Source organism: Ruegeria sp. BG11, assembly GCF_056538565.1.
The window spans coordinates 128,025-151,958 of sequence record NZ_JBQFTH010000004.1 but is presented as its reverse complement, the minus strand read 5'-3'; the positions used below and the strand labels follow the sequence as shown (position 1 = coordinate 151,958).

At 57.1% G+C, this 23,934-nt stretch carries 22 protein-coding genes; 9 read left to right on the top strand and 13 right to left on the bottom strand.

Annotation, left to right across the window (positions count from 1 at the left end; translation table 11 throughout):
* The first annotated feature begins 2 nt into the window (after positions 1 to 2).
* Positions 3 to 980, top strand: coding sequence for a GDP-L-fucose synthase (gene fcl / locus ACR0JF_RS08400; protein WP_170659082.1), 978 nt, complete (start codon positions 3 to 5; stop codon positions 978 to 980).
* A gap of 35 nt (positions 981 to 1,015) precedes the next feature.
* On the opposite strand, the gene ACR0JF_RS08395 is transcribed toward fcl, so the two are convergent.
* The 4 genes from ACR0JF_RS08395 to ACR0JF_RS08380 form a co-directional block, all read right to left on the bottom strand.
* Positions 1,016 to 2,086 (bottom strand): DUF2793 domain-containing protein, encoded by a 1,071-nt coding sequence (locus ACR0JF_RS08395; protein ID WP_170659083.1) that lies wholly within the window; start codon positions 2,084 to 2,086, stop codon positions 1,016 to 1,018.
* A gap of 150 nt (positions 2,087 to 2,236) precedes the next feature.
* Positions 2,237 to 3,667 carry a mannose-1-phosphate guanylyltransferase/mannose-6-phosphate isomerase gene (locus ACR0JF_RS08390; RefSeq protein ID WP_170659084.1) on the bottom strand — a complete coding sequence of 477 codons (1,431 nt, stop codon included), beginning with the start codon at positions 3,665 to 3,667 and terminating at the stop codon, positions 2,237 to 2,239.
* A 40-nt stretch (positions 3,668 to 3,707) separates the two neighbouring features.
* Complete coding sequence (galU, locus tag ACR0JF_RS08385) at positions 3,708 to 4,601, bottom strand: UTP--glucose-1-phosphate uridylyltransferase GalU (protein ID WP_170659085.1); 894 nt, start codon at positions 4,599 to 4,601, stop codon at positions 3,708 to 3,710.
* A gap of 405 nt (positions 4,602 to 5,006) precedes the next feature.
* Positions 5,007 to 6,242 (bottom strand): lytic murein transglycosylase, encoded by a 1,236-nt coding sequence (locus tag ACR0JF_RS08380; RefSeq protein WP_170659086.1) that lies wholly within the window; start codon positions 6,240 to 6,242, stop codon positions 5,007 to 5,009.
* A gap of 153 nt (positions 6,243 to 6,395) precedes the next feature.
* Between ACR0JF_RS08380 and ACR0JF_RS08375 the strand changes: the two genes are divergently transcribed.
* From ACR0JF_RS08375 to ACR0JF_RS08360, 4 genes are read left to right on the top strand one after another with little or no spacing between them, the layout of a single operon-like run.
* Complete coding sequence (locus ACR0JF_RS08375; protein ID WP_170659087.1) at positions 6,396 to 7,358, top strand: cytochrome ubiquinol oxidase subunit II family protein; 963 nt, start codon at positions 6,396 to 6,398, stop codon at positions 7,356 to 7,358.
* Positions 7,355 to 9,442, top strand: coding sequence for a cbb3-type cytochrome c oxidase subunit I (locus tag ACR0JF_RS08370; RefSeq protein ID WP_170659088.1), 2,088 nt, complete (start codon positions 7,355 to 7,357; stop codon positions 9,440 to 9,442). Before ACR0JF_RS08375 ends, ACR0JF_RS08370 begins: the two co-directional genes overlap by 4 nt.
* Entirely contained in the window at positions 9,439 to 10,071 is a 633-nt protein-coding gene (locus ACR0JF_RS08365) for a cytochrome c oxidase subunit 3 (protein WP_170659089.1), read from the top strand. Before ACR0JF_RS08370 ends, ACR0JF_RS08365 begins: the two co-directional genes overlap by 4 nt.
* Positions 10,064 to 10,390 carry a cytochrome o ubiquinol oxidase subunit IV gene (locus tag ACR0JF_RS08360; RefSeq protein WP_419741360.1) on the top strand — a complete coding sequence of 109 codons (327 nt, stop codon included), beginning with the start codon at positions 10,064 to 10,066 and terminating at the stop codon, positions 10,388 to 10,390. The genes ACR0JF_RS08365 and ACR0JF_RS08360 overlap by 8 nt, the downstream gene beginning before the upstream one ends.
* An 8-nt stretch (positions 10,391 to 10,398) precedes the next feature.
* On the opposite strand, the gene crcB is transcribed toward ACR0JF_RS08360, so the two are convergent.
* Together crcB and ACR0JF_RS08350 are read right to left on the bottom strand one after the other, a co-directional pair.
* Positions 10,399 to 10,761, bottom strand: a complete 363-nt coding sequence (gene crcB, locus ACR0JF_RS08355) for a fluoride efflux transporter CrcB (protein WP_170659090.1) — start codon at positions 10,759 to 10,761, stop codon at positions 10,399 to 10,401.
* Positions 10,758 to 11,126: a FluC/FEX family fluoride channel gene (locus tag ACR0JF_RS08350; RefSeq protein ID WP_170659091.1), complete on the bottom strand. Its 369-nt coding sequence runs from the start codon at positions 11,124 to 11,126 to the stop codon at positions 10,758 to 10,760. The genes crcB and ACR0JF_RS08350 overlap by 4 nt, the downstream gene beginning before the upstream one ends.
* Before the next feature lie 265 nt (positions 11,127 to 11,391).
* On the opposite strand from ACR0JF_RS08350, the gene ACR0JF_RS08345 reads away from it, so the two are divergent.
* Positions 11,392 to 12,972, top strand: coding sequence for an FMN-binding glutamate synthase family protein (locus ACR0JF_RS08345; RefSeq protein WP_170659092.1), 1,581 nt, complete (start codon positions 11,392 to 11,394; stop codon positions 12,970 to 12,972).
* Positions 12,973 to 12,975: 3 nt separating this feature from the next.
* Here ACR0JF_RS08345 and ACR0JF_RS08340 read toward each other — a convergent pair whose 3' ends face one another.
* From ACR0JF_RS08340 to ACR0JF_RS08325, 4 genes are read right to left on the bottom strand one after another with little or no spacing between them, the layout of a single operon-like run.
* Positions 12,976 to 13,632: an ABC-type transport auxiliary lipoprotein family protein gene (locus ACR0JF_RS08340; RefSeq protein WP_170378328.1), complete on the bottom strand. Its 657-nt coding sequence runs from the start codon at positions 13,630 to 13,632 to the stop codon at positions 12,976 to 12,978.
* Entirely contained in the window at positions 13,629 to 14,945 is a 1,317-nt protein-coding gene (locus tag ACR0JF_RS08335) for an MlaD family protein (RefSeq protein ID WP_170378326.1), read from the bottom strand. Before ACR0JF_RS08335 ends, ACR0JF_RS08340 begins: the two co-directional genes overlap by 4 nt.
* 13 nt (positions 14,946 to 14,958) lie before the next feature.
* Complete coding sequence (locus ACR0JF_RS08330) at positions 14,959 to 15,765, bottom strand: ABC transporter ATP-binding protein (protein WP_170659093.1); 807 nt, start codon at positions 15,763 to 15,765, stop codon at positions 14,959 to 14,961.
* A gap of 1 nt (position 15,766) precedes the next feature.
* Entirely contained in the window at positions 15,767 to 16,891 is a 1,125-nt protein-coding gene (locus tag ACR0JF_RS08325) for an ABC transporter permease (RefSeq protein WP_170659094.1), read from the bottom strand.
* 252 nt (positions 16,892 to 17,143) lie between these two features.
* Here ACR0JF_RS08325 and ACR0JF_RS08320 point away from each other — a divergent pair, with 252 nt between their 5' ends.
* From ACR0JF_RS08320 to ACR0JF_RS08310, 3 genes are all read left to right on the top strand, one after another.
* On the top strand, positions 17,144 to 19,009 hold the full coding sequence (locus tag ACR0JF_RS08320) for a PAS-domain containing protein (protein WP_170659424.1): 1,866 nt from the start codon (positions 17,144 to 17,146) through the stop codon (positions 19,007 to 19,009).
* Positions 19,009 to 19,710, top strand: a complete 702-nt coding sequence (locus ACR0JF_RS08315; protein ID WP_170659095.1) for a response regulator transcription factor — start codon at positions 19,009 to 19,011, stop codon at positions 19,708 to 19,710. The genes ACR0JF_RS08320 and ACR0JF_RS08315 overlap by 1 nt, the downstream gene beginning before the upstream one ends.
* Positions 19,711 to 19,891: 181 nt before the next feature.
* Entirely contained in the window at positions 19,892 to 21,658 is a 1,767-nt protein-coding gene (locus tag ACR0JF_RS08310) for an ABC transporter ATP-binding protein (RefSeq protein WP_170659425.1), read from the top strand.
* Positions 21,659 to 21,718: 60 nt separating this feature from the next.
* Here the strand turns inward: ACR0JF_RS08310 and ACR0JF_RS08305 are convergent, their stop codons facing one another.
* Genes ACR0JF_RS08305 through ACR0JF_RS08295 form a run of 3 tightly spaced genes read right to left on the bottom strand, consistent with a single transcriptional unit; the run spans position 21,719 to position 23,921 of the window.
* Positions 21,719 to 22,498, bottom strand: a complete 780-nt coding sequence (locus ACR0JF_RS08305; protein ID WP_480669134.1) for an HlyD family type I secretion periplasmic adaptor subunit — start codon at positions 22,496 to 22,498, stop codon at positions 21,719 to 21,721.
* Positions 22,499 to 23,029, bottom strand: a complete 531-nt coding sequence (locus ACR0JF_RS08300; protein ID WP_480669132.1) for a hypothetical protein — start codon at positions 23,027 to 23,029, stop codon at positions 22,499 to 22,501. It lies immediately after the preceding gene.
* Positions 23,013 to 23,921 carry an ATP-binding cassette domain-containing protein gene (locus ACR0JF_RS08295; protein WP_170659096.1) on the bottom strand — a complete coding sequence of 303 codons (909 nt, stop codon included), beginning with the start codon at positions 23,919 to 23,921 and terminating at the stop codon, positions 23,013 to 23,015. The genes ACR0JF_RS08300 and ACR0JF_RS08295 overlap by 17 nt, the downstream gene beginning before the upstream one ends.
* Positions 23,922 to 23,934 lie beyond the last annotated feature (13 nt).

Below are 23,934 nucleotides of genomic sequence, written 5' to 3'. Positions count from 1 at the left end.
CCATGCGTAAAATCTACGTAGCAGGGCATAGCGGTATGGTTGGCGGCGGTATTCTGCGCAAATTGCAGGACCGGCAGGCGGCTGGAGAAGCCCTGAACCTGATTACCCGCACGCATTCCGAACTGGACTTGACCGATCAAGCTGCGGTGCGCGTCTTCATGCAGGCCGAGAAGCCCGATATGGTTGTACTGGCTGCGGCCAAGGTCGGTGGCATCAATGCCAACAATACCTACCCTGCTGATTTCATTTACAAAAACCTGATGATCGAATGCAACGTGATCCATCAGGCGTTTGAGGCCGGAGTCAAACACCTGCTCCAGCTTGGCAGCTCGTGTATCTACCCGCGCGCGGCGCAACAACCGATGCGTGAAGACGCCCTGCTGACGGGTATTCTGGAGCCCACCAACGAACCCTACGCGGTGGCCAAGATCGCCGGGATTAAGCTGTGCGAAAGCTACAACCGACAGCATGGGGTGGACTATCGCTCGGTCATGCCGACCAATCTCTATGGGCCGGGCGACAATTTCCACCCCGAAAACAGCCATGTGCTGCCCGCCCTGATCCGCCGTTTCCACGAAGCGCAGAGGGACGGTGTAGATGAGGTTGTGATCTGGGGTACCGGCAAACCCCGCCGTGAATTCCTGCACGTGGATGACATGGCCGAGGCGTCTTTGTTCGTGCTGGGCCTACCGCGTGACGTTTACGAAGCGAACACGCAGCCGATGCTCAGCCATATCAACGTCGGGTGCGGGTCTGACATCTCCATTGCCGAGCTTGCGGCGCTGGTGGCGCAGGTCACGGGCTACAAAGGGCGGATCACGCAGGATACCTCAAAACCCGATGGGACCCTGCGCAAGTTGATGGATGTGTCACGTCTGGCGGATATGGGATGGACGGCCTCGATCGGGCTTGAGGACGGTATTCGCGAAACTTACGCTTGGTTTCTTGAACAGTCTCAGGGCGATCTTCGCGCGAAATAGAAGCCCGAACTCCAAGGCCCGGGCCACATTTTGCCTCAGAACCAACGTCCAATCGCGGCAAGAGACGGCGCTAGGATTGTTGCGTCTGATGTGGTGGAAAGCACCTTGAAAACGGCCTGGCTGGTCGAGGGTTCGTCGGCCCCGATGAACCGCCCCGCACTGCCACCGCTGCCGCTGACAGACGGGGTCGCCGCGAAAACGACCGGGAAGGTCCACGTCTCCGTGTTGCTAGCGAAAAGCGCGCCTTCAGCAATGGTACAACCTGTGGCGGTCAGGGTTGCGGTACAAATCTGAGTGCCATCGGCGAAACGGACATAGTCGCCCGTTGCGGTGCTGCCGCGTTCGATCACTGCACCCGTCGGAGCGCCCGCGTTTTCCGACACCGACCCCAGCAGATTGCCGGGCCCGTACCCATAGTCAGCCCGCATCAAGCGTCCGGCCGTTGTATCCGTGGGGCTGTTTTGAACGGCGGCGCCGCTGGCGATACCCGTGGCGGGATCAAGGCGCAGGGCGTCTGTCCAACTGCCGCCGTCCGGTGACACCTTGATCGAAAACCCGGTGCTGCCGGAAAGGCCCATCTCGGCGTGACCCGTCCAGTTGGATTGAAACAGCAGCGACGCGGTTTCGCCAGAGGCGGACTTGTTGATCTTCAGCTGATGGCCTCCGCCCTCATGGCTCAGCAAAGTTGCAGGGCCACGAACGGATAGGCGGTTGGTGCTGTCATAGCCGGTGGCAACGCCTATACCGGGCAAGTTCGTGGTCTCGACCGGAGGGGTGATCCACGCGCTACCGTCCCACAGTTTCACCTGCCCATCCGCCTGATCCCAAGCGCGCCAGCCCGTCTGTGGGGCTAGGAAGTGCCAGGCGGCATCAATCCAGGCGGCCAATTCCCCTGCGTGACCGTCCCAATCTCCGGTCGGGTTCGCGCTCAGCCCATGAACCTCACCCTGTTCCGGGGCGACGGGTGGATTTGTGCTGCTGGTCGACACAACGCTCAGCTGCACCACGAGGTCCAACTGGCGCAGGGCCTCGTTATGTGTGACGTGCTTCTGCGCCTGAGACGGCTGCAAAAACGGCAGGTTCAATCGGGGTGAGGTCTGAGACACGGGCGTCCTCCTTAGGCTGTCGGTCCGACATTTCGTTGCGTGCTACCCTGCCGCAGGGCGCATGAAATCTATCTGACCGCAGCGAACGCCCGGAGGTTTTTCCGTTTACCTTTTTGTCTGAATCTCGTGCAAGAACCTGAATTAAACAGTTTAACCGCGTGAATAGATATCCTCGTAGCGGATGATGTCATCCTCACCCAGATACGTGCCTGTCTGGACCTCGATCAGAACCATGGGCACTTTGCCGGGGTTTTCCATCCGATGGACCGCACCCAGAGGAATGTAGACAGACTGGTTTTCAGAAACCAGACGCTCTTCCTCGTCGATTGTGACCTTGGCGGTGCCTTCCACCACGATCCAGTGTTCGGACCGATGGTGATGCGATTGTAGGCTGAGCGCCGCGCCGGGATGGACGTGGATGCGCTTGACCTGAAACCGGTCGCCGATCACCAGGCTTTCGAACCAGCCCCAAGGGCGGTGGTCCACTGGCAGGGATTCGGCCTGCTTCGCGCCTTTGGTCTTCAGCGCAGTCACGGCCTTTTTGACGTCCTGCGCCTTGTCCATGCTGGCGACCAGAACTGCGTCGGGCATGGCGACGGCGATCACGTCTTGCAAACCCAGCGCCACAACTTCCTGCGCCGAAGATTCCGAGCGGACTAGCACGTTTTGACAGTCAATCGCCGTGACTTCACCCGAGGTCGCGACGCCATCTGCGTCGGGATGGGTCAACTCTTGCACCGCAGACCAACTGCCAACATCCGACCACCCGGCCGCATAGGGCACCACGCTCAGGTTGTCCGCTTTCTCCATCACGGCATAGTCGATCGAGATATCTTCGACCTCAGACCACGCCTCGGCATCCAGCCTGAGGAAGCCAAGGTCACTCTTGGCGTTTTCGACAGCGTTTTTGACAGGGCTCATCAGGGCAGGGGCGTGTTGTTCGAATGCGGCGATGATGTCGCGAACGGCAAACAGAAAGATGCCCGAGTTCCACAGATAGCTGCCATCGGCCAGCATGGATTGGGCGGTTTCAAGATCGGGCTTTTCAACGAACCGATCCAGAGGGACCGCGCGGATCTCGGGCGTTTGGCTCAGTTTCAGGTAGCCATAGCCGGTTTCCGGCCGATCCGGAGTGATACCGAAGGTCAGCAGATCACCGCGCTCGGCAATCGCGCGCAAACCCTCAGAGACCGCGTCGTGAAAGGCGCTGGAATCGGGGACGACGTGGTCAGAGGGGGCCACCAACATAACCGCATCCGGGTCGATTTCATTCAGGAACAAGGCTGCGGCCAGAACGGCGGGCGCGGTGTTGCGTCCTTCGGGTTCAATCAGAACTGGGCCGGGGTCTATGCCAATCTCGGTCAATTGCTCCGGCACGACGAACCGAAACGCCTCATTCGTGAGGACCACAGGTTTGGCATAAGGCGCAGCTTCAGGCCCACGCATTCTGAGGGCGCAATCCTGCAGCAGGCTGTTTTCGCCGAGCAAGGGCACAAACTGCTTAGGATAGCTTTTCCGGGAGAGTGGCCACAAACGGGTTCCTGACCCCCCGCATAGAATTACTGGGTATACGGTTGTCATGATCGCGCAGCGTCTTTCATTTCTGTGTCTTACCGCCCGCTTATTGGGCAGCTTTCTCTGCCGAGACAAGGTCGTGCAGATACGCGCTCAGGTCATCGCGCAGATCGTCACGGGCCAAGGCAAATGCGACCGTTGCTTGCAGAAACCCAGCTTTCGATCCGCAATCGAAGCGTTGACCATCAAATTTGTAGCCAAAGACTGGAACACCGTTGCGGATGTCTTCGGCGATGGCGTCGGTCAGCTGGATTTCTCCACCGCTGCCCTTCTTCTTCTGGTTCAAATTATAGAGAACTGACGGCCCAAGCACATATCGTCCGATTACGGCGAGATTCGAGGGCGCGTCCTCGGGCTTGGGCTTTTCGACCATGCCGCGTGTGCGCACGACCGTGCCCACATTGTCGCCCACATCCAACACCCCGTAAGAGCTGGTCTGTTCTGGCGGAACCTCCATCGCGGCAACCATATTGCCGCCGGTTTCTTCATAAGCTTCGATCATCTGCTGTAAACAGGGCTTGTCGGCGGCGATGACGTCATCGGGCAGCATGACGGCGAAAGACTCATCCCCGATCAGGCGGCGCGCGCACCAGACAGCGTGGCCAAGCCCAAGCGCCTTGTGCTGGCGAATATATGCAATGGCGCCGCTTTCCATGTTTGTCGCATTGAGCGTATCCAGCAGCTTGTCCTTGCCTTTGGCTTTCAGCTCTTGTTCCAGAACGAGGTTGTGGTCGAAATAATCCTCAAGCGCGGATTTTCCGCGGGACGTGACAAATATGAACTCGGTGATCCCAGCAGCGCGAGCTTCGTCGATGGCGTACTGGACCAGAGGGCGGTCAACCAGCGTCATGATTTCTTTCGGGACGGATTTCGTCGCGGGCAAAAAGCGTGTTCCAAGTCCTGCTACGGGGAAAATCGCCTTGGTGACCTTGCGTGTCATAGTGCCTCTCAATCTAGTTGCCCCTCATGGTCGAAACCGGTCGGGTTATTCCTCTTAGGCTTTGGGGTCAGATCATTCAATATTCCCCGAAAGGGCCTGTGCTTAAATCGGTCAGATCGTGCCATGGCGTGAACAGCAAGTCAAAAGACAGTTATGTTGCAAGTTTCTGGGTTCTGTGGCTTGCATCCCAAGCCGGGAGGTCGTTTCGGCGAGGCGATCCGATGTCACGATCTGGGCGATCTATCCATAACTGGTTGATTCTAAACAGCCGTGCCAAGCCTGCGCTCCATGTCCTGTCAATGGAAAGGCCGTGCATCAAGCCAATTTGAGCAAGACTGCCAATTGGCCCAAAATGAGCAACGATCGGCGGGGTAGATAAACACTGTTAACTTTGGTTGGGGCTGGTTACTGCCCAAGTTCAGAGACAAGCGCACGGTCAGGGAAACACGTCTCGGCCCGGCCTTGCGTTTTCTGCCAGCGCCCGATTGAGCGTCGCGTTTTGAAACCTGGCAGCCCATCTACGCCGCCGACATCATGGTCAAGGCGTTCCAAACCTCTTTGCATCGCTGCAATTTCTGATCGGTAAAACGGGTCAACCCGACCCCAGCGCGCCGTGAAGTCTCCGACGCCGAATGCAATCCGATCCCCGACATGACCTACGAACAGGGCGTATAGATCGCTCTTGTTGTATTCTTTCAGGACATAGAAATTCTGGGTCACCAAAAACGCAGGCCCGGTTCGACCTGCGGGCATCATTAGGAACCCTTGGGCGGGCAGTTCATGCGCTGGAAACGGACGGCCCGATGTTCGCATGATCCCCATCAAGGCCCATTCCTCGATCTTGCGACCCTGATCAGGACCCTCCAGAGCGCAGCTGACTGTATCAGGCACGACAACCTCAAAACCCCAATCACGGCCCGAAATCCAGCCATGCTTCGACAAGTAGTTGGCGATCGAGGCGATCGTGTCCTCTTCGGATTGCCAGATATCTGCGCTTGCATCGCCGTCTCCGTCCACGGCGTAAGTCAGAAAGCTCGAGGGCATGAACTGCGGCTGCCCCAGCGCTCCGGCCCAACTGCTTTTCATCTCACGGCCGTTCAAATGCCCTGCTTGCGCGATTTGCAAAGCGGCCAGCAACTCGGCTGTGAAATATTGCGAGCGGGTGCTCATAAAGCCTCTTGTCGCGAGGACCTGAAACGCGTTGTGGGGGATCGCCACTTGGCCATAGCCGCTTTCACGACCCCAGATGGCGAGAATAATGCGGGCTGGAACGCCGGTTTCTGCCTCGACACGGGTAAGCACCGCGGCGTGCTGTTTGGCCATTTTACGCCCTTGAGCAGTCGCGTCCTGCAAAGAACCGGCTTTGAAATAGCGCGCCGGTGCTCCGAATTCGGCCTGGGATTGTGGCTTTGATGACTGCGGATGGCCGCCCGGCGGCACCAGATCGGGAAGATCCCATTTCAATGTCACGCCGGACAGCGCTCGTGTCATGGTCTGACGCGAAACGCCTTTGGCACGGGCTTGCGGCCACACCGTTTCCTGCAACCAGTTTTGAAACTGACGCTCAACCTTGGCGCGATCTTGCGCGTTAGCCGCCAGGGGCTGGATGGCAAGGCAAAAAATCAAAATGAGAATACGCATCGTAGCCAAGCTGTGTCCTGACGATGCCTGCAAGTCAACCGAAACCAGAGCAACATTGGTGTCAGCTTGAAGGCTGCGATCAAAAGCCTTGAGAAATCTCTTGCCTTTGTCGATAGTTGCACTGAAACGGGATGCGAAAGAGGACAGTCGCCTATGACCAAGGTCAGAACGGCCCTCATATCGGCGGCAATGCTGATGGCCCTTGTGGTGGTGGTGTCATCGGCCCGGACCGCAGGCGCCAGTGACAGCTTCATGGACCCTCAGGGGCCGATCGCGGCGGTGCAGAAGGCACATCTTTTGCGGGCAACGTGGTTGATTTTGATCGCTGTTGTGCCTGTTCTTGTTCTGGTTCCACTTATTGCGCTGCGATATCGCCGTCGGAAGGGCGGTACAGCTGCTTATAGGCCAGATTGGGACTTCTCGCCCCGGCTCGAGATGGTGATGTGGGGCGTTCCGGTGGTGATCGTCACGATTTTGTCGGTCTACTTGTGGAAAGCGACCCATCGTCTGGACCCTTACGCGGCTCCCTTTGGGGATGAACCTGCAGTACAGGTTCAGGTCGTGGGCCTCGATTGGAAATGGTTGTTCATCTATCCCGATCTCGGGATCGCGACCGTGGGTGAGATGGGCATTCCCGTCAAACAACAGATCGCTCTGACCCTGACAACGGACACCGTCATGCAGTCCTTTATGATCCCTGCCTTGGCCGGGCAGATTTACGCGATGCCGGGCATGACCACTCAGCTGCATTTAGTCGCAGATCAACCCGAACAGATGCAGGGCGAGAATACGCAATACAACGGGCGCGGTTTCACGAAACAGAAGTTCGAAACGCTTGCCCTGTCGGCAGAGGATTTTGACACATGGGTCGAAACTGTGCGCCGGAACGGCATCGTGTTGGATGACGCGACGTATAAGACTGTCGCCATGCGCTCGGACCGGGATGAGGTGCAACAGGCCCTCGGAACCTCAGATATGCCTGAAAACGCCTTGTATTTCCGCTTGTATGACGGCGATTTGTTTCAGTCGATTTTGCATCGCTATCACTCTGGCCAAGCCCTGCCGCACGATCAGCAACCGGGCACGACATCATATGGGCAGGGGGTCGGCCAATGAATTCAGACACCGGTTTCTTCGGCCGCCTCAGTTGGGACGCGTTTCCCATTGCCGGACTGATCCAGAACCCCAACGCAAATGAGATCGTCGCCAATGCCGCCGCCGCCGTAGTCATAGTCGGAGCGGCTGCCGTTGTCTTTCTGCTGTCCTGGTTTCAGCTGTGGGGGCCGCTGTGGCGCGACTGGCTGACCAGTGCCGATCACAAGAAAATCGGCATCATGTACATCGTCTTTGCCATCGTCATGCTGGCCCGCGGTGTGCTGGAAGGCGTTGTCATGCGCGCCCAGCAGGCGGCCGGGCCGGGCGACGGTTTCCTTGAGGCCGAGCATTTTGCCGAACTCTTCAGCACGCACGGCACGATCATGATTTTCTTTGTCGCTGTGCCCTTTGTCTTTGGCATCGCGAACTACGTCATCCCGCTGATGATCGGCGCGCGGGACGTCGCCTTTCCAGTGATGAACCAGATCAGCCTTGGGCTGACCGTTTCGGCGGGCATGATGCTGATGGTTTCTCTGGTGGTCGGAGAGTTCTCGACCGGGGGGTGGACCGCCTATCCGCCCTATACCGGGGCCGCGTTCAACCCTGGTGTGGGGCCCGATTACTGGATCTGGGCCATCGTCGTGTCTGGGATCGGAACGACTCTGACCGGCATTAATTTTGCCGTCACGATCTACAAGCTGCGCGCGCCGGGTATGACGTTCATGCGACTGCCGATGTATTGCTGGACGATCATCTGTAGCTCGATCTTGATCGTCTTTGCGATGCCGCCGCTCGGGGTCGCGGCCTTGTTGCTGGCCGCTGATCGCTATCTGGATTTTCATTTCTTCACCAACGACCTCGGCGGCAATATGATGAACTATGCCAACCTGTTCTGGCTGTTCGGCCACCCCGAGGTCTACCTGCTCGTACTGCCCGCCTATGGCATCTATTCCGAGGTCTTTGCGACCTTCTCGGCAAAGCGTATTTATGGTTATACCTCGCTGGTGATTGCCACCATGTCGATTGCGGTCCTGTCCTTCACCGTCTGGCTACACCATTTCTTCACAATGGGCCAAAGCGCGCTGATCAATGCCGTGTTCGGCATAGCGACTATGCTGATTGCCATTCCCACCGGCGTGAAAGTCTATGACTGGATGGCAACGCTCTGGCGGGGTCGTATCCGGTTTTCGGTCCCAATGCTCTATGGGCTGGCTTTTCTAATGCTGTTTGTCATTGGCGGCCTCAGCGGAGTGATCCTGGCCAACCCAACTGTTGACTATCAGGTCCACAACACCCTGTTTCTGGTGGCGCATTTCCACAATGTTCTGCTGCCCGGCGTGCTGTTTGGATTGCTTGCGGCCTATAACTACTGGTTTCCAAAAGCGTTCGGATTTCGCTTGCACGAAGGGTGGGGCAGGGTGACGGTTGCGCTCTGGACTGTTGGGTTCATGCTGACCTTCCTACCGCTTTACTTTGTCGGCCTGATGGGCATGCCACGCCGGTCGTTCAGTTGGGAGGACCCGAGCTTTCACCCCTATATGATTGTCGCGGTAGTCGGAGCGTTGGTCATCACAGCAGCGCTGCTGTCGGTTTTGGTCCAGCTTTGGATCAGCATTCGCGGCCGCGAAAAAACCCGCGTTCCTGTGGGCGACCCTTGGGATGGCCGCTCGTTGGAGTGGTCGATCCCTTCACCGCCACCGCCCTACAACTTTGCCATCATCCCGCAAGTAACCGCGCGGGATGACTTCGCCACCGCCAAAGAACGCGGCGCGGCCTATCCCACCCCTGACGCCTATGAGGATATCGATATGCCGCGCAATACCGGGATCGGGTTCATCCTCTGCGTGACCAGCGGTATCTGGATGTTTGCGCTGGTCTGGTGGATCTGGTGGCTGGCAGCGCTGATGACGGTTGCGATGATCCTTGCCTTCATCATCTGGACCTTCGATACCAGCACCGAAATCACCATCCCCGCCGAGGAGGTCCGCAAAGACCACGAAGCCTGGCTCGCACTGGTTCACAGCGAAACCGCCGTGGATCGCGACCACGAGACGGCGACGGAAAACCGTGGCCTTGCCCGACCCGATATGGAGGCGGTGACATGAAACGCGCCCCGACCCATAGCTATCCTGGCATCAACCTCGGTGAACGCCACGCCAGTGCCCACAAAGCGTCCGAAGTCGTCACCTTCGGCTTCTGGGTCTTCCTGATGAGCGATCTGGTCTATTTCGGCCTGATGTTCGCGATCTACATCACGATGATCGACGCGCAGGCGGGTGGTCCCGGCCCGCACGAGCTGTTCGACCTCAAAAGCATCTTCGCGCAGACCATGATCCTGTTGACCAGCAGTCTAACCGTCGGGTTGGCCATGCTGGCTCTGAAATACAACTTGCCCCGGTCAAAGATCATTCTGTGGTTCGGGGTAACGCTGTTCTTGGGCCTCAGCTTCCTTGTGCTGGAGATCCGAGACTTTATGGCAATGGTCGAGAAGGGCGGTATTCCGCAACGCAGTGGCTTCCTTTCTGCCTTCTACGGGCTAGTGCCGTTGCATGGCCTGCACGTGGCGGCAGGCTGTGTTTGGTTAATTGTTTTAGGTATTCAACTGCGGGTCATGGGCATGACCGATCTAGTCATCTCACGCGTCGTGCGGCTTGCATTGTTCTGGCACTTTCTCGACCTGATCTGGATCGGCATCATCACAATCGTCTATTTCGGAGGTCTGACCTATGGATAAACGCTCCGAGATGCACCGGCGCGAGCGGCGGCGCTATGTCATTGGCTACGGAGGCTCGCTGCTTTTGACGCTTGCGATGTTTGGCGTTGCACAGGTGTTCGGCATTGAAACGACCGGAGTGTATCTGACTATCGGTCTGTTGGGTCTGGCGCAGTTGATCTTTCAACTGGTCTATTTCCTGCACATAGATCGTCGTCGCAGCAGCCGCGAGGATCTGGATCTGATCCTATTCTCGACCCTTGTTCTGTTGATTATCATTCTCGGAACGGTCTGGATCTTGGGCAACCTTGCGGTCCGAATGCATATGCACGCAATGTAGCCGGTACGTCAGCGTGTTATGACGAGACCCAACCACAACGCGCCCCAACACATCACAAGGCTGACGACGATATTGCCTGCGGCCAGAACCAGAGTTTGCTTGCGTCGCAGCTCTAGCGATTGATAGGCGAAGCTGGAAAAAGTGGTAAACCCGCCGCAAAAGCCGAATACCAATCGCTTTTCCTCCTCGCCCATGTCGACGGGGCCTCCCAGATAGCCCAGCCACAGCCCAAGCAACAGGCTGCCAAGCACGTTCACTATCAAGGTTGAGAGAGGGAGGTCATGCGTGATCCGCAACGCCACCCAATGACGAAGAACAGCACCCAAACCACCGCCTAGGCCAAACAGAGCATGCAGGTACAGATCCGTCATACGGACCCCCGACCTGCATGAAAACGCCGCCCAAGGGCCTCACCGGCGATTGCGGCACCCAGGCCAACTGCAATCTCCAACCCGGCCGCCGCCACTGCCGCCCCAAGCGTGTTTGCAGCCAACCGTTCAAGCTCGGCCACGAATGAAGAGAACGTAGAGAGGCCACCACAAAACCCGACAGCTCCGAGGTGTAAAACATGCGCGTGGACCCGATGGCGAATGGAATACAGCCAGCCAAGGACGAAACAGGCGAAAACGTTGATCCCGAACGTTGCAGTCAGGACCGAAGCGCCCGGGATTTCTACTGAAAAAAACTCCCGCACTAGAGACCCCAGTGCGCCGCCGACAAAAACGGCAAGAAACATCAAGACGCGGCCTTGTGTACCTGATTGAGAGTTCTGCGTGTTCACTCTGCCTGCCCTTAATGCCAGCCTGTCAGGCGTCGCGCCTTAAAACATTAGATCGATCAAACTCGTAACGCGATTTCACAAACGCGTCTCCTTTGATTGCAAACTGTCTGAGGGCTTGCAATCAAAAGCCAAGCTGTTTCACTTTGATTTATCATTTTCGGTTTTGATCTGAATGGATTTTACGCCGCACTCCAAAACGACCCACCCAAGGAGATCAGGAATGGTTGTACGCAGGCTTTATTACTTTCTCAGCTTCGTCTGTTTGCCTCTGGTTCTGCTTTTGGGCTTTGTCTGGCACCCAGTGCATTGGCTCCTGATCATTCTGATCCCCTATGCGGTTATCGGAATGTACGATATTCTGACTACCAAGCATAACGTGCTAAACAACTATCCTGTGCTGGGCCATTTCCGGTACATGTTGGAGTTCGTCAGTCCCGAGATCCGTCAGTATTTCGTGGAAACCAACGAAAGCGGTCGTCCCTACAACCGGATCGTACGCAGCCTGATTTACTCCCGCGCCAAAGGTCAGGTCGATACTCAGGCCTTTGGTACACAATACGATATCACGACCGTAGGCTATCACCGCGCCAATCATTCGCTGGCCCCTAAACACGTGGATGAAAGCGAAGAACGTATAATGTTGGGCGGGCCGCAATGTGAAAAACCGTACAGCGCGTCGCGCCTGAACGTTTCGGCTATGAGTTTCGGGGCGCTGAGCGCCAACGCCATTCGGGCTTTGAATGGTGGGGCAAAAGATGGCGGTTTCGCCCATAACACCGGTGAGGGCGGGTTGTCTCCACATCATTTGGCCGAAGGCGGCGACATTTTCTGGCAGATTGGCACCGGCTATTTCGGGTGTCGGACGCCCGACGGAGGGTTTGACAAAGACAAGTTCGCAGAAAAGGCCACTAAGGACGTGGTCAAAGCGATCGAGATCAAGCTGTCTCAGGGGGCTAAACCCTCGCATGGTGGGGTACTGCCCGCGGCCAAGGTCGACAAAGAAATTGCTGAGATTCGGGGCGTGCCAGAGCATCAGGACGTCATTTCCCCGCCGGTTCATTCGGCTTTTGACGGCCCGACCGAGCTGCTCGAATTCGTCCAGCATCTGCGCGAGATGTCTGGCGGAAAACCGGTCGGCTTCAAGCTGTGCATCGGCAACCCGTCCGAATTCATGGCAATCTGCAAGGCAATGTTGGAGACCGGAATCCTGCCCGATTTCATCACCATTGACGGCTCCGAAGGGGGCACGGGGGCTGCTCCGGTCGAGTTCACGAACCGCCTTGGCATGCCACTGAACGAGGCGTTGATTTTCGTGAACAACTGCCTGAAGGGTGTGGGCCTGCGCGACAAAATCCGCATCATCTGTTCAGGCAAAGTGGCCACGGGCTATGATCTGGTCGAAAAATTTGCTCTGGGGGCCGATATCTGCAACGCCGCGCGTGCCATGATGTTTGCGGTCGGTTGCATTCAGGCGCTGCATTGCAACACCAACCGCTGCCCATCCGGCGTGGCGACCCAAGACCCGGTTAGGGGAAGGGCGGTAAACGTGCCGCAAAAGCGCAAGCGAGTACATCGCTACCACGATGCCACCTTGGAGAGCTTTCGCGAGTTGTTAGGCGCGATGGGGAAATCAACGGTGGCCGAGCTTCACCCACGTGACATCCTGCGCCGGACCGCCGACGAGCGGGAGCATTCCTACGCGCAAATGCACACAATCCTTGAAGAAGGCGCACTGCTGTCGGACGCTATTCCCGCCGAATTTGCCGACGATTGGAACCGTGCGTCAGCCCAGCATTTCTAGGGTCTATTGCAACGACGGTCGGGGATTGTTGGCCGCATGCGAGTGGATTTTACGCACGCTCCACTCCACGGCATCGCGCATGGTCTTGCCGAGCGCGATGTCGAAAGCCTCTACCAGATCAGGGGTTTGATCGCTGGCCGAGACGACATATTCGCGGAATGAGCTTGAGGCGATGATTTTGTCTTCGAACTCGTCGATGATCTTGATGTTCATCCGCACCTCGACCCTTACAGACGTGGAATCCTCAGTTTCCGATACGACAAGACCCTGAAATTCACGCAAGTCCGGTTGAATAACATAGTCCGCGCGCAGTCCGACCGTAGATCGACCCACCGCAGCAACCTTGCCTGAGTTCTCAAAGCTCTCGACCATCAGCGCCTGCACGATCAGCGGCGCGCGATCGACCCAGCGCGCTTGCGGCAGGTATTGCACTTGAAGCGCAGTGGGCTGAATGGCGATCTGGTCGGTGTTGACAGCGGCCGTCGCCGTCGGCTCTTGCACAACGATCTGCTTTTGGACCCGGGGCAGCGAAGAAGAAAACGTGCTTTTGGGCGTAAGCAGATAAAGGTTGTTTGGTTTTGAGGCCTGTCGCAGCGTACCAAGACCGGCGCAGGCCCCCAGCAACGTCAAAGACAGGGTCAGAAACAGGGTCCTAATCATTGACGGAACTCCGATGCTTGGGTGCCCAGCAGGAACCGTGCCGGGTCGCGTTCTATTCTGTCAGCCAAGCGGTCGAGGGAAATGACCAGCCGCTGCGCCTCTTCGACAAAACGGACGAATTGAGGCAGGCCAACGCGTAGGAAGTTCGACACTTGCCGGCTGTTGTCTTGTACGATCTTGTCGACCGTTCCCAGCAGCTCCTTCGCTGAGTTCGAGGCGCTGAGGACATCGTCCGAGATCTCGTCGATTTTATTGGTGATGTTTGAGACGGTCTCGGTCACCTGATTGGCTGCTTTGCGGATGTCTTCAGCCACAGGAGCCACGTCTTCGTCTATCACCCGGTTTGCTGTGTCAAAGGCACGCTCGGCCGAGGCCAATACGCCCTTGGTCGAGTCCATCGCGGTGGTGATTGACGCCAGCGTGGTGTTGGCATTCGCCACAGTTTCGGTGATCACTCCTAGCGAGACACTGGCCTCATTCGACAACCGCGTCAGGTTCTCGGCCAGTTCCGAGCCGCGCTGAATAAAGGGCTTGATGTCTTCGGCCATGACGCTGTTTGCCGTTGTCAGGGTTGTTTTGGCTTCATCCAACGCGCCTGTCGCCGAGTCCGCTGCTGTTTTGACCGATTGCAGCGTCTCGTTTCCGGTCTGAAGCGTGGTTTCAGCCGCAGCGATCAGCGGGTCGAGACGTTTGGTGAACTCACCGATATCCTTGGCCGCATCGCCGATATTGCCGGAAACGGTTTCAAAATCCGACATGGTCTTGTCCAAACGCCCGGTGGCGGAGGCTAGGTTTTCGAGAATATCCGAGACGGCCTTGCGGTTCTTTTCATCGACGACCGAGTTCAGCTCCTGCAACAAAGTGATCGCTTCATCGAGCACCTTCGGCGCGCCTTCGAACAGAGATTGAATCGTACTGCGTTTGCTTTTGATCACGCTGTTTTGTGGCAGGCGGGCGGCGGTGGTCGATCCTCCTGTCAGTTCGACATAGCCGACGCCGGTAACGCCAAGCGACTGCAATTGGGCGATCGTGTCTTCTGTGACGGGGATATCTGCATCGACCTCGATCCTCACCCGCACTTTCGAGGGGTCGTCATCATCCAGATTTAAAGAGATCACCTGACCCACAGGAAGGCCGTTGAAACTGACCCCGCCAGCGGCCGACAGGCCAGAAACGTTGTCGAACAACACGTCATAGTAGGCGTATTGGCGGGTCACCTCGAACTTGGCGAGCCATAGGAAAAAGCCAAAAGCCCCCAATAGTGCTGCAAGGGTAAATGCGCCGATTAGAATATAGTTCGCTCGGGTTTCCATCGCCGTACCTGCCTTACCCCTTCTGCTGTGCCGCGCGGGCGCGGGGGCCTGTGAAGTATTCCTGAACCCAAGGATGGTCGACCTTGGTCATCTCTTCTATCGGACCTTCAACCAGTACGCGTTTTTCTGCAAGCACCGCGATGCGGTCGCAGATCGCATACAGACTGTCCAAATCATGGGTGACCATGAAAACCGTCAGGCCCAATGCCTGCTGCAACTCTCGGATCAACTCATCATAGGCGGCGGCACCGATTGGGTCCAAACCAGCGGTGGGCTCATCTAGAAACACGATCTCGGGGTCCATGGCCAAGGCGCGAGCCAGCGCGGCCCGTTTGCGCATCCCGCCCGAAAGTTCGGATGGAAACTTGCCGCAACTCAGCTGTGGCAGACCCACTAGGCTGATCTTCAATGCGCCCAGAGATTCCATCAGTTTTTCGCTCAGGCCAGTATGTTCGCGCAGCGGGGCCATGACGTTCTGCAAAACGGTGAGCGAGGAAAACAGCGCACCATCCTGAAACGCCACGCCCCAGTGGCGTTCTATACGGCGGCGATCTTCCTCGGGTCCATTCAGGACATCTACGCCTAGTACCTCGATGCTGCCTGCCGCTGGCGTGTTCAGCCCCACAATCGTGCGCAGTAGTACCGATTTACCGGTGCCCGAGCCGCCAACGATGCCCAAGACCTCACCCCGCCAGACATCGAGATCCAGATTGTCATGGACAACCTGCGGCCCGAACTGATTGCTCAGCCCGCGCACGCGGATCACCGCCTCGCGTTGCGCATCTGCCTGAGTGGTCTGATGTTGCACCGTGCCGTCCATGTCAGATCCCAATCTCAGAGAAGAAGATCGAAAACAGGGCGTCGATGGCGATCACCATGAAGATCGACTGCACGACCGAGGCCGTGGTGCGCTGACCTACGCTCTGGGCCGAACCTTTGACTTGCATGGCCTGCCAGCAGGCGATCACGCCGATGACCAGCGCGAAGAAGGGCGCTTTGATCAGCCCAACCGCCAATTGCCAGACATCGGTGCTTTCGTTCAAACGGGTAACGAACATGCCGGGGCTGATGCCGAGGTCGATCCAGCTCATCAATCCGCCGCCGAAAAGGCCCGCCAGATCGGCGACAAAACCGAGGATCGGGAGCATGATCAACAGGGCCAGAACACGCGGCACCACCAGCACCTCGATTGGGTCCAGACCCAGCGTGCGCATGGCGTCTATTTCCTCCTGCACCTTCATCGATCCGATTGACGCGGTAAAGGCCGACCCCGATCGACCGGCAACAATGATAGCTGTCAGAAGGATCCCAAGCTCTCGCAGTACCGAGATCGAGATCAGCTCGACCACAAAAATCTCGGCACCGAACTGTTTCAGCTGCGTGGCCCCCTGAAAGGCCAAAACAACGCCGATCAAAAATCCCATCAACGCCACGATGGGCAGGGCTTTGAACCCGGTTTCCTCCATATGCGTAAACAGGGCAGCTCGGCGCAGACGCCAGGGCATGACTAGTGTGCGCCCAAGCCGATGCAGCGTTAGACCCAGGAACCCCAGGATCGAGAGTGTGTCCGTCCACGCGCCAACTGTTTTTTGACCCACGCTGGCGACCCAATCCACGGCATTGCGAGGCGGGGCCAGTTTTCCTGGATGGTCTGGGATGTTCTGCGAAACGGTCTCGATCAGTGCGGCATGGGCCGGTTGAACACCTCGGAATTCCAGTTGCGCGCCAGCCGTCGTGAACCGCTTGGCAAGATCCGCAACCAGCCACGCGCCGCTTGTATCCAATGCTTCCACGTCCGACAGATCCAGCGTAACATGCCCGTCCTCTGGCTGAACGCCTGCAAAAGGTCCCTCGACCGGAGCAAGCAATTGCGTCAGCATTTCGCCTGCAATACGGATCTGAGTGCCATCGCTTTCGCGTTTGGTAGAAATGGTTGGGCTGCTCATATTTGTATGTGATGCAAAAAAGCCTGAATCTGCAATGGTTGTATGCCTTTGTTGCCGGATTTACAAATCTGGGATTGCGAGGCTGCGACACTTGCAGCTTGCACGCCACGGTTGTTTGGCGCGGACCTGCTTGCCGATTATGGGACAAAATAACCGGCTAGGCGTTCGCCTCTACACCAAGTCCAAATCTGATGCTACGGATAGGCCGCAGGGAGGGCGATCTTGACCGTTAGCGAAAAGCGCATCAAAGCGATGACGACTGCCGGGCTGAATTTGATCGGTCAGGCGCTGTCGATCTACGATAACAAACTGCGTCTTGTTCTCAGCAATCGACGCTTTCAAGAGATGTTCGGCCTTCCCGACGACCTCGTGCAACCCGGCGCGTTGTTTCGTGACACGATCCATTTCCTGGTCACTCGCGGAGAATACGGGCTCGAGGGCGATGTTGATGAAATGGTGCAGCAGCGCGTCGAACAAGCCATGGCGTTTGAGCCGCATTACATGGAGCGCGTCCGCCCGAACGGGCAGGTTGTCGCTGTTGAGGGATCGCCTCTGCCGCAGGGTGGTTGGGTTGCTGTGTACACCGATATCACAGGCACCAAACGCGCTGAAAACCTGCTGCGCGCCCGATCCGAAGAGCTTTCGGACCAGCTGCTCAGCCACACTGAGGAGCTTTCGGCCACCAACCGCAAGCTTGCTGCCACCATTGCTGCGTTGGAAGAGGCCAAGCGCGAACTGACCGAGATCGAAGCCCGCACGCGCATGACGACCGAGATGATGCCCGCCCATATCGCGCATCTCGATGTCGATGGGCGCTACGACTACTCAAACCGTCGGCTCAGCTCGGTGCTGCCGGGACGCCCATCTGATATTCTAGGGCTGCATATCTCCGACGCCCTTGGCTTACACGCTTTTTCACGAGTCGAGCCGCATCTGTCAAAAGCCTATGGCGGCGAAACGTCCGTTTTCGAGTTCACGGAAGAACAGGATTCCCGCCGCATTCGCGTGTCCTTTACCCCCGATGGGGAAGGTGGCGTCTACATCATGTCCGTGGACATCACCGAGGAAACCCAAACCCGAGTCGCGTTGCAACAAACCCGCCGCCGCGAGATGGCCGCGCAGATGACCAGCGGGCTGGCGCATGATTTTTCGAACTTGTTGACCATCATTCTGGGGATGCAGGGGCGGCTGGACAAAATGAACCTGCCCGATGAAGCGCATGAGCTGATTGCGGCGACCCGTCAAACCGCGCAGCGCGGCGGGCAGCTTTTGAACCGGATCGCGGATATGACGGGGAACCGGACGCCGCAGCCCAAAGCAACAGATATGTTGCAATTGCTTGAGGATCTGCGCATTCTCGCCTCACCTTCTCTGCCGCGCGGGGTGGGGCTGTCGGTGGTCAACACTCTGCCGGACCAGGCCCTGATGCTGGACCCGGGCATGGTGCAGGATGCCTTGCTGAATTTGGTCCTGAATGCGCGCGACGCTTGCGGCAACAACGGTCAGATCACCATCAGCGCCCATGCGATTGGCGCGATTTGGGTTGAGATTACGGTCTCTGATACCGGGCCGGGGTTCTCGCCCGAGGCGTTGGAGAAAGCACTTAATCCGTTTTTCACTACCAAGGGCAGCGACGGGTCCGGCCTTGGTTTGCCAATGGTCTATGATACGGTGAAACTGGCCGGAGGCGACCTGAGCCTGAAGAACACGCCTTCGGGTGCGTCGGTGGTATTGCGGCTTCCGTACCGTCCTGCGCCCCCCATGCGCGGAGGATTGGTTCTGCTGGTCGAAGACAATCAGGACTTGCGCCTCCAGTTTCGCGACATGCTGATCGACTTTGGGTTTTCGGTTATTGAGGCAACCTCGGTTGACGAAGCATTGACGCTGGTGAGCGAACTGGAAGACATTGTTCTGGTCCTGTCCGATATCCGGTTGGAAGGGGAGGCAACCGGGCTGGACCTGATGGAGCGTCTCAAACCCCGGCTGCCATGTATCTTGATGACGTCGTTGCCATCGACTGATCCTGTGTTGAAGCGGGCGATCGGTCGGGTGCCCGTCTTGCACAAACCGTTCACTCCCAAACAACTTTCGGCTTTGATCCGAACCGAGGCTGCGTGATGACTCAACCGTTGGTGACCATTCTCGATGATGAACCCGAGATTCGCCATATTCTGACGGAGACCCTGCAAGACGCAGGTTTTCGAACCCAGAGCTTTTCACGTGCCCGAGAATTCGAGGCCGCTTTGAACCGTGTTACGCCCGATGTATGTCTGGTTGATCTGTCCCTGCCGGATACGGATGGATTGGCGCTAGTGCATCGCCTTGCCTTGGAACAGGGCGCTGCCGTCATCATCATTTCAGGCCGCGCGCAGGTGCAGGATCGGGTCACTGGGCTAGAGCTCGGGGCCGACGACTATATAACCAAACCTTTCGACCCCGCCGAGGTCGTTGCGCGCGTGCGGGCGCGTTTGCGGGCGCCGAAGGGGCAGGTGGCGCATTCGGAGACGGCCAGTTTCAACGGTTGGGTCGCGCATTTTGACCGCTATGTTCTTGAGGATCAAAACGGCGCAGAAACCGCTTTCAGCCATGCAGAAGGTGAAGTGCTGCGTCTGTTTCTCGAAAGCCCCAAACGTCTGATTAGCCGCGCCCAGATGCAGGAGACATTGGGGGGCGCGGCTGGCGAGAGCTTTGACCGTGCGATGGATGTGCGTATTTCCCGCCTCAGAACTAAGTTGGGTGAAGATCCCAAAAACCCACGATTGATCAAGACGATCTATGGCGCAGGCTATATTTTCTTGGGTGATGTGGTCTGGCACTGAAGGTCCCGGTGCGCGCATTTGACCCTGCTTCAACGGTATCTGCACGGGTGGGCTGGAATCTCGGGCTTGTCCTGATTAACTAAAGCGACCTCGACGACCGAGGGGCAGAGGTATACGACACCGCTGTTTAACTGTGCGGTTGCCCGATAAGGGCGGCTACACCGACGATCTGGAGTGTGAAATGATCGGCAAGGCCTGGGCAAAATGGCGATCGGGCTATATCGGTCGGCTTGTCTTGGAGAGCCTGCGCAAGCAAGGCTGGATGTACGGAGTCGCGATGATTGCGATGGTGATCGTTGCCGCCACGACCGCCGGCACGGCTTGGATGATGGAAAACATCGTCGATGCCATGACCACACCGGAAATGAGGTCACAAGCGCATTGGATCGCGCTTGTCGTCGTCGGGCTGTTCGGCGCCAAGGCATTCGCTTCCTATATTCAGTCGATTTTTCTGGCGCGCGCGGGGAACCGAATTATCGCGGTCCAGCAGGAGCGGCTGTACAATCGACTATTGCAACGCGGTATCGGGTATTTTGCCGAGATTGAATCTTCGAATCTGTTGATGAGGGTCACCGCAGGGGCAAGTGCTGCCCGGAGGCTTGTCGATGTCATCGTGACCAGTTTCGTTCGCGACGCGCTAACGCTTGTGGGTTTGGTTTTCGTTATGATCTATCAGCAACCGCTGCTGTCCGTGCTATTTTTCGTGGTTGGTCCGGTTGCTTTGATCAGTGTGCGCTACCTTTTGAAGAACGTACGGCGAATTATGCAGGCCGAGTTGAAATACCTCTCTGAGATCATCCAGGTCCTTCAGGAAACTTCGAACGGGATCAAAGTTATCAAGGTCTTCAGCCTTGAAAGCCGCATGACAGATCGGATGAACACTGCGATCAAACGCGTCGAGAAACGTTCGAACGACATCGCCTCTTTGCAGGCCATCGCCAGTCCGCTGATGGAATTTCTGGCCGGTCTTGCTGTTGCCGGCATTCTGGTTATCAGTACTTTGGGGATCGGAGGGTCTGAACCTCCGACGGCGGGTCAGCTGATGTCGTTTATCACAGCCCTGCTGATGGCCTATGAGCCCGCCAAACGTTTGTCGAAAATGCGAGTCTCGATCGAGACCTGCATGGTGCCGATTGGTCTGATGTTCGAGCTTCTGGACGAACAGGATTCGATGCAAGAGCATTCAGAACCCAAAGAGATGGTCAAAGGTCCGGGCGAAATTCGCTTGCGTGATGTGACTTTCGGGTATCAGGGGGCACTGCCCGTTATCAGAGATATGGATGTTACTTTCGAAGCAGGAAAAACCACGGCTCTCGTTGGCCAATCTGGCGGAGGAAAATCCACGATTTTTGGCCTGATCATGCGGTTCTACGACCCCAATCAGGGCTATGTAGAGATTGACGGCCAAGACCTGACCGAAGTTAGCTTTGCATCGCTGCGCCGGAAAATATCCTATGTCGGGCAGGACACGTTCCTGTTCTCCACCACTATTATGGACAATTTGCGCTATGTAGCGCCCGACGCGACGGATGAAGAAATTGTTGCAGCTGCACGCGCCGCGCATGCCCATGACTTCATCTCTCACTTGCCGGAGGGCTATGACACTCAGGTTGGGGAAAACGGAGCTTTCCTGTCCGGAGGTCAGAAACAGAGGATCGCAATTGCCCGGGCAATTTTGCGCAAAGCGGAAATCCTTCTGCTGGATGAGGCCACAAGTGCGCTGGATGCTGAATCCGAAACTTTGGTCAAAGAGGCATTGGACAGGCTGACGGAAGGGGTCACGACAATCGTAATCGCCCACCGGCTATCGACCGTTCTGGAAGCAGACAACATCATGGTCGTTCAGGATGGTCAAATCGTTGAGCAAGGGACCTTGAATGTGTTGTTGGAGGAAAACGGCGCGTTCCGTCGACTTTTTGACCAGCAATTCAAAAAGCCAAACTCCTGATCACAAATGGTTTTCCTGCCAGTTGAAAGGGTCGAGTGTGATGCAGTGGCCAAGCCTATATTACTCCCGCAGCGCTTGGTCCTTAATATTCACGACTGGTTGGATCAAATAGTCCAGAACGGTTTTACGCCCAGCCAGAATATCGACCTCGGCAATTATGCCGGGAATGATTTCAACGGCGACACCGGAGGTGTCGGGCATCGTGCCATTCGTCCGGATCTCGATGACAAAGACCTCTTCGTCGTTGCGTTCGGACCGGGTGATTGTATCTGCGCCAATTCGAACAATTTCCCCGTCCAGCCCGCCGTAGCGGACGAAATCATAGGCGGTGATTTTGAATTTGACAGGCTGTCCGGCATATAGAAATGCGATATCTTGCGGGCGCACATAGGCTTCGACCAGTAAACTGTCATCCAAAGGGACAATCTCGACTAACTCCTCTCCGGTTCGTGCAAGGCCACCAAGAGTGGTGCGATGGATACGGTTTACGATGCCGCGCGTCGGGGATTTAACCTTTGCGCGGGAAGCTCGATCCCGAAAAGCAGGCAGCATCGGTTCTAGGGAGGACAGCTCCGCGGTTGCGAGGGCGAGGTCGGTCAGAGCATTGCTCCGAAATCTACTGCGCGCCGCTCGAATCCGGTCATCAATCTCTTCCAGACCGGTTTTTAGTCGACTGGTCGCGGCTACGGCTCTGACCCGGCGACCTTTCCATTCTGCCGCACTGCGCCTAAGCGCCAAAAGCGTGGTCGCGGGCTCCATTTTGCTAGCAACCAGGGGAGCCATCATTGCCCTTTCCTCTTCCAGAACACTCAGCGTTTCTTCTGCCTTAACTTGATCCACCTATCCTTCTTCGTATTCCCGGTGGCGTTGTTGTTGCTGTCGCAGCAATATATCAATTTCCGCCTGCAGTTCGGCTTGTCTGCCTTGGTACAAAGCCGTTTCAGATTGAACGACATCCGGGGCACCTGCTACTAGCGTTGCGTCAAATTGAAGGTCCCGCCCCTCGATCTCGGAGTGTAGCCGCTGGATCCGAGCCATCAGGCCAAAAGCACGTTGTTGTTCCTGATTCAACTGACTGTCGATTTGCGTCGTGTCGAATTCCATCAACAAGGTGCCGGCTTGAACCACTTGGCCTTCCCGCACGTGCAATGCCTTCAAAACGCCTGGCTCTGTTGCTTCGATGATCTGGATATCTGCAGATGGCACGATCCGGCCATCTACGCGGGTTACGTCGTCCAACTCGGTCAGATACGCCCAAACCCCGGCTGTGAGGAGGCATGCTAGAATTGCCACAAGCAGAAGAGAGTTTCGCAAAGGCGAGGCCCCGCGCGTCGCGCGTGCCAATGAGGCAAGATCATAATGCTGCGACATTCAGGTGCCTCCTGTTTTGGCATACATGTTGTGACAGAAGGCTTTTGGGCCCGTCTTTCGCGATTTGGCCGTCGTCAATGACAATAACGCGGTCTACTAGCTCCAAGAGGCTAGGACAGTGCGTGACGATCACCATCGTCGTGTCTGGGGTCGCCTGCTTGAGGCGGGTCAGAACGCGCGCTTCGGTTTGAACATCCATGGCGCTTGTCGGCTCATCCAGGAGCAGAACCGACGGTTTGCCAATCAAGGCTCGTGCCAGGGCAATCGCTTGTCTTTGTCCACCAGAAAGCCCTTCGCCCCTTTCCGCAAGCAGTCGGTCATAACCTGATGGATGACGCGCCACAAAATCCTCAACTCCGGCAATTTGCCCGGCTTCAATCACTTCTTCGTCGCTCGGTCTGATGGTGCCACTGGCGATGTTTTCGCGGATCGAGCCGGAAAACAGCCAAGCATCCTGTAGAACAGAGCCGACACCTCGTCGTAGATCGCCTGGGTCAATTTGCCGAATGTCCAACCCATCCAGCATGACCGACCCGACCCGAGGCGCATAGAGGCCCAGCAACAGTCGCGCGATTGTGCTTTTGCCCGAGCCAATTTGGCCAAGAATTGCGACTTTCTCACCCGGGTTGATGGTGAACGAAACACCTTTCAACGTGTCTTCGGATTGATCCGGGTATGTGAAATGGACGTTGCTAAACGAGATCGCGCCCTTGAAGCGTGAACGACCGATCCAGGTTCTGCCTGCAGGCCGCTCACTGTCTGCCTGCATAATCTGGTTGAGGTTTTGAAAAGCGCTGCGCGCCTGATTGTACCGCGTCAAAGTTTGCGCCAATTGCCCCAGGGGAGCCAAGGCGCGACCGGTCAACATGACAGCAGCGATCAGGGCACCCATACTGGCTTGCCCT

What these genes read in the sequence shown, in the direction of transcription:
- fcl (WP_170659082.1), top strand. Translation starts at nt 3, where the DNA reads ATGCGTAAAATCTACGTAGCAGGGCATAGCGGTATGGTTGGCGGCGGT.
- ACR0JF_RS08390 (WP_170659084.1), bottom strand. Translation starts at nt 3,667, where the DNA reads ATGACAACCGTATACCCAGTAATTCTATGCGGGGGGTCAGGAACCCGT.
- galU (WP_170659085.1), bottom strand. Translation starts at nt 4,601, where the DNA reads ATGACACGCAAGGTCACCAAGGCGATTTTCCCCGTAGCAGGACTTGGA.
- ACR0JF_RS08380 (WP_170659086.1), bottom strand. Translation starts at nt 6,242, where the DNA reads ATGCGTATTCTCATTTTGATTTTTTGCCTTGCCATCCAGCCCCTGGCG.
- ACR0JF_RS08375 (WP_170659087.1), top strand. Translation starts at nt 6,396, where the DNA reads ATGACCAAGGTCAGAACGGCCCTCATATCGGCGGCAATGCTGATGGCC.
- ACR0JF_RS08370 (WP_170659088.1), top strand. Translation starts at nt 7,355, where the DNA reads ATGAATTCAGACACCGGTTTCTTCGGCCGCCTCAGTTGGGACGCGTTT.
- ACR0JF_RS08365 (WP_170659089.1), top strand. Translation starts at nt 9,439, where the DNA reads ATGAAACGCGCCCCGACCCATAGCTATCCTGGCATCAACCTCGGTGAA.
- ACR0JF_RS08360 (WP_419741360.1), top strand. Translation starts at nt 10,064, where the DNA reads ATGGATAAACGCTCCGAGATGCACCGGCGCGAGCGGCGGCGCTATGTC.
- crcB (WP_170659090.1), bottom strand. Translation starts at nt 10,761, where the DNA reads ATGACGGATCTGTACCTGCATGCTCTGTTTGGCCTAGGCGGTGGTTTG.
- ACR0JF_RS08350 (WP_170659091.1), bottom strand. Translation starts at nt 11,126, where the DNA reads ATGTTTCTTGCCGTTTTTGTCGGCGGCGCACTGGGGTCTCTAGTGCGG.
- ACR0JF_RS08345 (WP_170659092.1), top strand. Translation starts at nt 11,392, where the DNA reads ATGGTTGTACGCAGGCTTTATTACTTTCTCAGCTTCGTCTGTTTGCCT.
- ACR0JF_RS08340 (WP_170378328.1), bottom strand. Translation starts at nt 13,632, where the DNA reads ATGATTAGGACCCTGTTTCTGACCCTGTCTTTGACGTTGCTGGGGGCC.
- ACR0JF_RS08335 (WP_170378326.1), bottom strand. Translation starts at nt 14,945, where the DNA reads ATGGAAACCCGAGCGAACTATATTCTAATCGGCGCATTTACCCTTGCA.
- ACR0JF_RS08330 (WP_170659093.1), bottom strand. Translation starts at nt 15,765, where the DNA reads ATGGACGGCACGGTGCAACATCAGACCACTCAGGCAGATGCGCAACGC.
- ACR0JF_RS08325 (WP_170659094.1), bottom strand. Translation starts at nt 16,891, where the DNA reads ATGAGCAGCCCAACCATTTCTACCAAACGCGAAAGCGATGGCACTCAG.
- ACR0JF_RS08320 (WP_170659424.1), top strand. Translation starts at nt 17,144, where the DNA reads ATGACGACTGCCGGGCTGAATTTGATCGGTCAGGCGCTGTCGATCTAC.
- ACR0JF_RS08315 (WP_170659095.1), top strand. Translation starts at nt 19,009, where the DNA reads ATGACTCAACCGTTGGTGACCATTCTCGATGATGAACCCGAGATTCGC.
- ACR0JF_RS08310 (WP_170659425.1), top strand. Translation starts at nt 19,892, where the DNA reads ATGATCGGCAAGGCCTGGGCAAAATGGCGATCGGGCTATATCGGTCGG.
- ACR0JF_RS08300 (WP_480669132.1), bottom strand. Translation starts at nt 23,029, where the DNA reads ATGTCGCAGCATTATGATCTTGCCTCATTGGCACGCGCGACGCGCGGG.
- ACR0JF_RS08295 (WP_170659096.1), bottom strand. Translation starts at nt 23,921, where the DNA reads ATGGGTGCCCTGATCGCTGCTGTCATGTTGACCGGTCGCGCCTTGGCT.